6 protein-coding genes and 2 pseudogenes are annotated in these 8,845 nt (G+C 71.5%); 5 read left to right on the top strand and 3 right to left on the bottom strand.

Annotated features, from left to right (window positions below; all coding sequences use genetic code 11):
• The 3 genes and pseudogenes from ACH4NX_RS32645 to ACH4NX_RS32635 all read right to left on the bottom strand — a co-directional run.
• Nucleotides 1-347, bottom strand: a pseudogene (locus ACH4NX_RS32645) (hydrogenase expression protein); the annotation flags it as partial.
• Between the two features lie 286 nt (nucleotides 348-633).
• Nucleotides 634-1,206 carry a DUF4157 domain-containing protein gene (locus ACH4NX_RS32640; RefSeq protein WP_351398559.1) on the bottom strand — a complete coding sequence of 191 codons (573 nt, stop codon included), beginning with the start codon at nucleotides 1,204-1,206 and terminating at the stop codon, nucleotides 634-636.
• 231 nt (nucleotides 1,207-1,437) lie between these two features.
• On the bottom strand, nucleotides 1,438-4,371 hold the full coding sequence (locus ACH4NX_RS32635; protein ID WP_398153375.1) for a hypothetical protein: 2,934 nt from the start codon (nucleotides 4,369-4,371) through the stop codon (nucleotides 1,438-1,440).
• 286 nt (nucleotides 4,372-4,657) lie between these two features.
• Here ACH4NX_RS32635 and ACH4NX_RS32630 point away from each other — a divergent pair, with 286 nt between their 5' ends.
• From ACH4NX_RS32630 to ACH4NX_RS32610, 5 genes and pseudogenes are all read left to right on the top strand, one after another.
• Nucleotides 4,658-6,262, top strand: a complete 1,605-nt coding sequence (locus ACH4NX_RS32630) for a phage tail sheath subtilisin-like domain-containing protein (protein ID WP_351398556.1) — start codon at nucleotides 4,658-4,660, stop codon at nucleotides 6,260-6,262.
• A 77-nt stretch (nucleotides 6,263-6,339) separates the two neighbouring features.
• Nucleotides 6,340-6,786, top strand: a complete 447-nt coding sequence (locus ACH4NX_RS32625) for a phage tail protein (protein ID WP_351398554.1) — start codon at nucleotides 6,340-6,342, stop codon at nucleotides 6,784-6,786.
• Nucleotides 6,786-7,304 (top strand): hypothetical protein, encoded by a 519-nt coding sequence (locus ACH4NX_RS32620; protein WP_351398552.1) that lies wholly within the window; start codon nucleotides 6,786-6,788, stop codon nucleotides 7,302-7,304. Before ACH4NX_RS32625 ends, ACH4NX_RS32620 begins: the two co-directional genes overlap by 1 nt.
• A complete protein-coding gene (locus tag ACH4NX_RS32615; RefSeq protein ID WP_351398551.1) occupies nucleotides 7,301-7,459 on the top strand; it encodes a DUF6760 family protein in 159 nt (52 codons plus the stop codon). Before ACH4NX_RS32620 ends, ACH4NX_RS32615 begins: the two co-directional genes overlap by 4 nt.
• Before the next feature lie 1,122 nt (nucleotides 7,460-8,581).
• A pseudogene (locus tag ACH4NX_RS32610) lies at nucleotides 8,582-8,845 on the top strand (hypothetical protein); the annotation flags it as partial.

The following is an 8,845-nucleotide window of genomic DNA, read 5'->3' as shown; positions in this document are numbered from 1 at the left end:
AACTCCGCCCGCACCTCCGTGAACGGCGTGACCGTCAGGTTCCCCTCCGGCACCGTCACCGCGTCCGGATGCTCCGTCGGAGTGATCCGCACCGCGAACGGGTTGGGACCGGCCACCGCATCCGGCGTCCGGGGCGGAGCGAACGTCAGCTCCACCGTCCCCGTCGTACCCGGATACAACCGCAGAGTCTGCGGCTCCACCGTCGTCCAGGGCGCCACATCCCCCACCGGCTCGAAGCGGTACTCGTCGACGACATCGCCGGTATTACGCACCCTCAGGCGCACAGATGTGCTGCTGCCGGGGTCGACGGTGGTGGACGCGGGCTCCAGGGAGGTCCAAAGTGTCACACCGAGACGCTAGGGGCGGACCGGGGTGCCGTCAGGAGCCGTCGGGGCACACCCGGTTGCCCCGACGTCCTTGGTCACACACGTGATACGGACGGCGTCCAGCCGGTGTCCCTCGACCGATTACGCATCCTCAGGCACACACACGCGCTGCTGCCGGGGTCCACAGTCGGGGACGCGGGCTCCGGTGAAGTGCACGGGCTCACGCGACAGGACCCGGTTACCTGCCGTGTCGTCAGGCGCCCCGGGGGGCAGGCCTCGTTGCCCGACGAGGCCGCTCGTGTGGCGATCAGAGCCGTTCCGCGTCGTCCGTGTGTTCCGTGGCCGCCCGCTGGGCGACGACGGACGGTGCGGTCGGCGCTCCCGCCGCGAAGGCCGCGCCGTCGGCCGCCGCCGTCCGCTCGGAGTCCTGGCCCGGGTCGGTCACGGTGACTCCGGCACCGTTGTTGTTGCCGGTCTCCCGGTTGCCCCTGAGGTTCTTGTCGACGTGGCCCAGTTCATGGCCGATGATGTCCTTCCGGCCGGACGCCTGCGGACCGAGGAAGACGTGGGAGCCGACCGTCATGGCCTCGGCTCCCAGTGCCACGGTGGCGCGCTGCGCCGTCGGACCGTCATGGATACGGGTGGGCGAGAGGTCGTTCTGGTAGAACGACTCGGCCTCGGAGCGCACCGACCCGGCCAGTGGGCGGCTCGGCGTGGCCATGGCCGCGTCCAGGAGCTGGCGCTGCCCCTCGGGACTGCTGTCCTCGACCCCGCCGTGCCCGCAGCCGGCACCGTGCACGTGCTGGTCCTGGGCGACCATGCGGGCGACCGCCCGGTTGCCGACGGAGCGCTGGAGCGCCAGGGCCGTCGCGGGGGTCATCGGCCCACCTCGCACGCCGATGGGCGCGGTCACGGCCCGGCGCGGAGCCTGACCGCCTCTCACGGCCTTCTGATCGGCGGCTTCCTCGTGAGCGCGCACCATGCTCCCTTCGACACCGGATGTCTGGCCACCAGCCTTACCGGACCGCCCCGCCCCCCCGCCAGGCCCGCGCGGGCAACACCGGGGGCAGCGGCACCGTCGGACGACGAGGCCCGGCCCGGTGGGTGGCTCTCAGGAGGCCAGTTGCTTCGCTATGTACTTCTCCCAGTCCTCCTGCTGATCGGGGTCGTTGAGCGATCCCTCCCACTGCTCCTGCGTCTCGTTACGCCTGTCCGGGTCACACCTGAGGTCCAGGAGCAGTTGACGTGCCTTGAGACGGATGTCGTTGGGCACGCTGCCGGCCACGGGGACGGCGGGCCCGGCCGCGAGCGCGTAGATCTCCTGGGCCCAGACCTGACGCTTGCCCTGCACGACGGGCTTCGTCACCTTGAAGAACTCCGCTGCCGCACGCCACCCGCTGCCCTTGCCGTCGCCGTTCACCTCGGTGTATTCGTCTTTACCCTGAGCCAACGTGGTCCGATGCCACCTGTCGGGGCGCCGTACCGATTCAGCGCGCTTGTAACCGCCCTTGCCTCCCTTGTAGGCAGCGAGGCCACCCAGAGCGGCCGCTCCTCCGATACCCACGGCAGGTGCGGCCGGACTGGCGAGCGTCCCGGCGAGGGTTACCACAACCAGAATGCCGCCCGCGGTACGGACTACGTTTCCCCCCAGGCTGACCAGACGCTTGATGATTTTGTTGTTCTGCTTGTGTATCGCGTACCGCTGCGCGGCGGCGAGATGTTCCAGCAACTCTCCCCTGAGGGCCTTCAATTCCGCCTGGGAGGCATCGAGGGGGTGCGCTCCTTCAGCCGCCGAGCCATCCTGGGGGACCGGCATACCGACCGCTTTGTCGACCATTTCAGCGTTTACTTCACCCAAGCGATTGAGCACTGTCTGAAGTGTCCGAGTGCGTTTCGCTTCCACATCCTTGAGAAGATTCTTCTTGAGATCCTCGCGCTTTTTGGTAGTGCGGTGGACGACACGGGTCTCACGACCGCCGATCCCTATGGAGAATATTGCGGTGAAAACACCGGTTCCCTCACCGAGGGCAGCTACACCACCCGGGACTCCACTGTTCTTGATTCCGGCTTCGACGACCTTGAACAAGTCACCGAAACCCATGACGACGTTCGTCAGGAAACCGGCCGACTTCCCCTTCTTGTCCTTCTTCGCCTGGTGGGCGGCCGACCCCTGCACGTCGTCTCCGACCTTTGTCGCGGCGACAAAGCCGCGCCCGTCGTTGACCAACCCCAGGCCGGTGTTGATGATGTTGATTCCGGATTCGACCTGCTGCTGCGGCCCGGCGCCATATGTCGATGTGGTGTTCGTATCGCTCGCGTGCGCTCGAATCTGCGCTCCGGGAGGCGCCGTGCCGCGAAGGACCGCCGTGTCGTACGGATCGATCCTCTGTTTGGCCCTGGTGAAACTGGAGACGTCGTCTCTGAACCTCTTCCAGCGCCCCGGCTTCCGCTGCTCCGCCGCCTGATCCGTCTGCTCCGACTGGGCCGTCTGCTCCGACTGGGCCGTTTGGTGCGTCTGCTCCGGCTGGGACGCCTGGTCGGTCTGCTCCGCGGCTGTCGCCGCCCGCTTCTTCACCGCGGCCGCGGCCTCCCGCGCCGCAGCCTCGGCCTCCCCCGCCCGCTGCCGCTCCCGCGCGGCGGTGGCCGCCGCCGCCAACGCCGCGTTCTCCGCCTGCCTGTGGCCCCTCGCCGCGGCTTCAGCCTGCTCCACCTGCTCCTGCGCCGCGGCCTTGGCCTCCTCCTGTGTCACCTGAACAGCCGCGGCCCTGGTCACCCGCTGCTCCGCCTCGGTCCTGGCCGCCTCCCGCTCGCCCAGCACGGTCTCCGCACCCGTCCGCGCCTTCACCGCGTTCTCGAGCGCCTCCTCCCGCTTCTGGAGCGCGTCCTGGGCAGGCGCCACCTGTTGCGCCGCCTTCTCCACAGCGGCGGCCCACTCCTTCACGGCCTTGTCGGCTTCCGTCTGCCTGCTTGTCGCCGCCTTGGCCTCCCCCTCCCGCTTCTCCGCCCTCTCCCCGACGGCGGCCACCTGGTCCTTCGCCTTCCGCACGGCCTCGGCCCACTTCTCCACCTCGGCCTGCGCGGTGGCCGCGGCGTCCTTCACCTCCTTCTGCGCCTCGTCCTCAGCCGCCGTCAGCGCCGCCACGGCGGCCTCGGCCTGCTCGTGCCTCTTCGCCGCCGCCTCGGCGTCCTTGGCCAGCTCCCGCACCCTGGCCTTGGCGGCGGCCAGTTCCCTCGCCGCGGTCTCCGCCTCGTCCGTACGCCTCTTCACCTCGGCCTCGGCGGCGGCCAGTTCGCGCGCCGCGGCCTCGGCCCGCTTCGTACGCCGCTCCACCTCGGCCGTGGCGGCGGCCAGCTGCTCCTTCGCCTCGGCCACCCGCTCACGCGCCGTGGTCTCCTCGCCGGTCAGCGTCCGCACACCGTTCTCGGCCGCCGCCCGACTCCTCTCGGCCTTCTCGACCTCTTCCGCCCACTGCCGCTCGTCGTCCGCGGCCGCCGCCCGCGCCCGCTCCGCCTCGCCGGCCCTACCCGCCCACTCGGTCGCCTTGCCCTCAGCCGCGGTCGCCAGGTTCCGCGCCTCGGTGGCGGCTCCGGCCCGCTCCCACATCAGAGCCTCGGCGTCCGCTCGCTTCACGGCCTCCTTCGCGGCGTTCCCCTTCAGCTCCTTGGCCTCGTTCTCGGCCGCCGTCCGCCCGGCGTCGTCCTGCTCACGGTCACCGGGTGCCCGCCCGGTGACCGAAGCGGAAGCGCCCGGGCCCGCGGCGTCGGTGGCGGAACCCGACCGCTCAAGGCCGGCCACCAAGCCCTGCGTTCCCGACGGACCCGCCTGGGACTGGCCCGCGGTCTCGGCACTCCGAGTGGCGGTCGCCCGCTGGATGGCGGTGGTGACGGCTTTGTTTCCCGCCTTGGCCTGCAAGGAGGCCAAGGCGGGGCGCGGTTGCCGTGGACCGGGCCGGGGCCGGGACGATCCTGCGGTGTCCGCGCGACGGGTCTGCGTTTCGTGCAAGCGGTCCGACACGGACAACCCCTCCTGGCGTTCCGTCACCATCCGTGTGACCACTGCTCCGCGCCGGTGCGGCGGGACGGAACGCCCGCGAACGGGGTCTGATCGCAAGATGACGTCCTGGCAAACTGACACTCAACAAAGGATGTTGAAACAGAAACACCAGTCGTCCACCAGGGGTCCACCGGAGAAAGGCGAGGAGTCTGCCCCAACGGGCACGGCCAGGGGCAACCGCCATGCCCCCAGTCCGGCACCCTGGGACGTTTCGGCGACGGCAACGCGCGCGTGAGGCTGAGGGGCGTCCTGTCTCGTACCCCGAGGAGAGCAGAGCATGCCGTCCTACCTGTCGCCCGGCGTCTACGTCGAGGAGGTGGCCAGCGGCTCGCGCCCGATCGAGGGAGTGGGCACTTCGGTGGCGGCCTTCGTCGGACTCGCACCGTCCGGTCCGCTGAACGAGCCCACGCTGGTGACCAACTGGACGCAGTACGTCGCGGCCTTCGGTGACTTCACCGGGGGGTACTACCTCGCGCACTCCGTCTACGGCTTCTTCAACAACGGCGGCAGCGCCGCCTACGTCGTCCGGGTCGGCGGCTCCGCCGAGGACGCCGCCGTGGACGCCACGGGCGCGTCCTCCGCTCCCGCCGCCGTGACGGGCACCGCCGCCCCGGCCGCGCTGCCCGCCGCCGAGCCCAAGCAGCTCGGCACCTTCGCCGTGACGGCCACCGCCGCCGGTCAGAGCGGCCCGCTGACCGTCGAGGTCGCCGACCCCGAGGGCGAGGGACCCGCCGAGCGCTTCAAGCTGATCGTCAAGGACGGCGACAAGCCGGTCGAGACATTCGACGTGAGCGCCAAGAAGGGCAACCGCTCCTACGTCGTCACCCAGGTCAAGGAGCGCTCCAAGCTCATCACCGTGACGGAGGCCGCGCCGTCCGCACAGCTGGCCCGCCCGGAGAACCAGACCCTGACGCTGCCCGCGCCGCCGGCCGCCGGCCCCGCCGTACCGGCCGAGCAGGCCGAGAGCGCGCACCCCGGGCCCGCCCAGTACCTCGGCGACTCCTCGGACCGCACCGGCTTCGGCGGCCTGGAGGCGATCGACGAGATCTCCATGGTCGCGGTGCCCGACCTGATGGCCGCCTACCAGCGCGGCGCGATCGACCTGGAGGCCGTCAAGGCCGTCCAGCTCGGTCTCATCGCCCACTGCGAGCTGATGGGCGACCGCGTCGCCATCATCGACCCGCCGCCCAGCCAGAACGCCCGTCAGATCCGGGTCTGGCGCCAGGAGACGGCCGGCTACGACTCGAAGTACGCGGCCCTGTACTACCCCTGGATCAAGGCCTTCGACCCGGCCACCGGCCAGGCCCGCCTGGTCCCGCCGAGCGGCCACGTCGCCGGTATCTGGGCCCGCAACGACTCCGAGCGCGGCGTGCACAAGGCACCCGCCAACGAGGTCGTCCGCGGCGCCGTGGACCTGGAACTGCAGATCACCCGCGGCGAGCAGGACCTGCTCAACCCGATCGGCGTCAACTGCATCCGCTCCTTCCCCGGCCGCGGCATCCGCATCTGGGGCGCCCGCACCCTCTCCTCCGACCCGGCGTGGCGCTACCTGAACGTCCGCCGGTACTTCAACTACCTGGAGGAGTCGATCCTGATCGGCACCCAGTGGGTGGTGTTCGAGCCGAACGACCACAACCTCTGGGCCCGCATCCGCCGCAATGTCTCCGCGTTCCTGGTCAACGAGTGGCGCAGCGGCGCCCTGTTCGGCCAGAGCGCGGCAGACGCCTACTACGTCAAGTGCGACGAGGAGACCAACCCGCCGGAGTCGGTCGACCTCGGCCGGGTCGTGTGCGAGATCGGCGTCGCGCCGGTCAAGCCCGCCGAGTTCGTGGTCTTCCGACTGGCCCAGTTCTCCAGCGGCAGCGGGGAGCTGGAGGAGTAGGGCACGCGTTCTCCCACTCTCCGAGCCCCACCCCCTCCCTCCCCCCTCTCTCTGATCCCTAGAAGGACAGCGAACACATGGCTCTCATGCAGGGTGATTCCCTCACCGGAAATAATTTCGGGCTCCAGATCGACGGCGTCATAGTCGAGTACCTCGCCGAGGTCAACGGCATCACCCTCGAACAGGACGTCATCAGGCACCAACAGAACAACGCCATCACCGGCAAGCTCGAGACGGCGGTGATGCCCGGTAACAAGAAGGACGGGCAGTGCACCGTCGTCCGGGGTGTGACTCCGTCCCAGGCGTTCACCACGTGGATTCACGACTCCTTCGACGGCAAGATGGAGACGGCGCGGAAGAACGCCTCCATCATCCTGATGGACGCCGAGGACACTCCGGTCAAGCGCTACAACATGCGCAACGCCTGGTGCTGCAAGCAGGAATTGAGCTCGCTGAAGGCGGGCGACACCAACGCGCTGACCGAGACGGTCACCATCGTGTTCGAAGAAATGGAAGTCGACTAGTGCGGCGCGCGGTCGGCAGGGCGTCCGCCGCGGCGCCCGAGGCCCCCCAGACCGCGGCGGCGGAAGCGGACTTCCCCCGTACTGCTTCCGCCGCCGCTCCGGCGGACCCGCCGGCCGCTCCGCCGGCAGATCCGGAGCCTCGGCAGCAGCTGCGCACCGAGTTCCCCTTCGAGCTGCCGCGCGGGTACGTCGATGATTCGGGCACGGTGCACCGGGACGGTGTGATGCGCCTGTCGACGGCGCGGGACGAACTGATCCCGCTGCGCGACGTGCGGGTGCAGCAGAACCCGGCGTACCTGTCGGTGGTGCTGCTCGGCCGGGTCATCACCCAGCTGGGCACACTGACGAGCGTGCACGACGGCATCGTGGAGAACATGTTCGCCTCCGACCTGGCGTTCCTCCAGGACTTCTACCGCCAGATCAACGCGGAGGGCCACACCCGCGCGGCCGTGCAGTGTCCGCACTGCTCGGAGCCCTTCGAGGTGGAACTCGGCGGGAGCCGCCTGGGGGAATCGTGACGTACGCGACCGACCGGCTGCACGAGGAGATCGCGTACGTCGCCTACCACTTCCACTGGGGCTTGGAGGCGATCCTGGACCTGGAACACCAGGACCGGCGCCGGTACACGGAAGAGATCGCGTCCCTCGTGACGCGCGGCGCGGCGGAGGGCTGAGCGGTGGGATTTCTGGACCGACTGCGGGGCCGTGGGGACGACAGCGTCCGGGGCGGGGACAGCGGCGGCGCGAGCGTCGCCACGAACCCGGCCCCGGGCGGAGGCGCGGTCTCGGGGTCGGGCTCCGGCTCGGGCCCGGCCTCGGGTGGTACGGGCTCGGGCGGTAGTGCAGGGTCTGGCGCGCCGCCCGTGGCCATCGCCGCCTGGCCGGGCCTGCCGCCGATCCAGCGGGCGACGGGTGACGGACGTACGGGAGTCGCGGACACCGGATTCAGCGGGCGGCTCCCGACGTGGCAGAACCCGTCGTTCACGAGGGCGCCGTCCCCCGCGGTTCTCGACCCGGAGGCGGGCAACAGCCTGCTCTCGGGGGCGTTCACCGCATCGGCTCCCCCCGTGGGGGGCCGCGAACGCGCCACGCAGACTCTGCCCACGAAGTCCCCGGCGCGAGTACCGGCGGTGCAGCGGATGCCGGTCGCGCCGCTGCGGGCGATACCGGCGACCGCGTCGCCCACACCCACGCCCACGGCTCCCGCGGCGCGTACCCCCCGGCCGTCCGTCCCGCCCGCGACCGCGCCCGCCCCGGCTTCGCCGGTCCAGCGGTCGCACGCGGCCGGACCGGCGTCGTCCGCCACCCCGGCGGGCGCGCCCGCGCCGGCCACCCGTGGCGTCCGGGCGACACCCGTGCCGGCCGCGTCACCCCGGCCGCGGTCTTCGCTGACCAAGGCCCCGACCGGGCCGGCGGCTGTGCAGCGACGGGCCCTGCCCGCCACCCGCCGGACCACGGACACCGCGCCGGGCTCCTCGGCGGCGGCACCGTCGTCGGCGGGCGGCGACCGGGGAGAACCCGGCTCGTCGTCCGCGGACGCCGTACCGCCTCGGGCGGACCCGTCCGGCAACCGGACGTCCGCGTCCCCGCCCCTTCCGGCCGTCACAACCGGCGCCCCTGTCCAACGGGCAGTGCCCCCGCAGCACCAGGCTCCGCCGACCGCCACCACCCGGCAGACGAACCCCGCCGCTGCCGCTCCCGAGGCCCCCGCAACGTCCGGCCTCCCCCTGCAGCGCGCGACGGCCCGGCACGCTCCGAGCGCCACCGACGCCCAAAGCACGGCGCCGTCGCCCCGCATGAGCCCGTCCGGGCCCGGCACGCCGGGCAAGCCCGCCACCAGCGGGACGACCGGTACGCCCGTGCAGCGCGCCACCTCCCAGCACGACACCACCCCGACCCGACGCACCGACCCGGCGTCCAGTGCGAGCCGACCCAGTGGCCGGGCAACGCCCGCGACCGGCGCGACGACCGGGCCGCCGGTCCAGCGCGCCGTACCCCGGAACAACCCCGCCCCGGCCGACCACACACCACCCACCACGCGCCCAGCACCAGCACCCAAG

The organism is Streptomyces sp. NPDC017225 (assembly GCF_044331465.1).
Lineage (GTDB): Bacteria > Actinomycetota > Actinomycetes > Streptomycetales > Streptomycetaceae > Streptomyces.
Note: the sequence above shows the minus strand (reverse complement) of the source record. Positions and strands in the feature narration are given on the sequence as shown.

Coding starts and splice junctions, on each gene's coding strand:
- ACH4NX_RS32640 (WP_351398559.1), bottom strand. CDS start 1,206: ATGACCCCCGCGACGGCCCTGGCGCTCCAGCGCTCCGTCGGCAACCGG.
- ACH4NX_RS32635 (WP_398153375.1), bottom strand. CDS start 4,371: ATGGTGACGGAACGCCAGGAGGGGTTGTCCGTGTCGGACCGCTTGCAC.
- ACH4NX_RS32630 (WP_351398556.1), top strand. CDS start 4,658: ATGCCGTCCTACCTGTCGCCCGGCGTCTACGTCGAGGAGGTGGCCAGC.
- ACH4NX_RS32625 (WP_351398554.1), top strand. CDS start 6,340: ATGGCTCTCATGCAGGGTGATTCCCTCACCGGAAATAATTTCGGGCTC.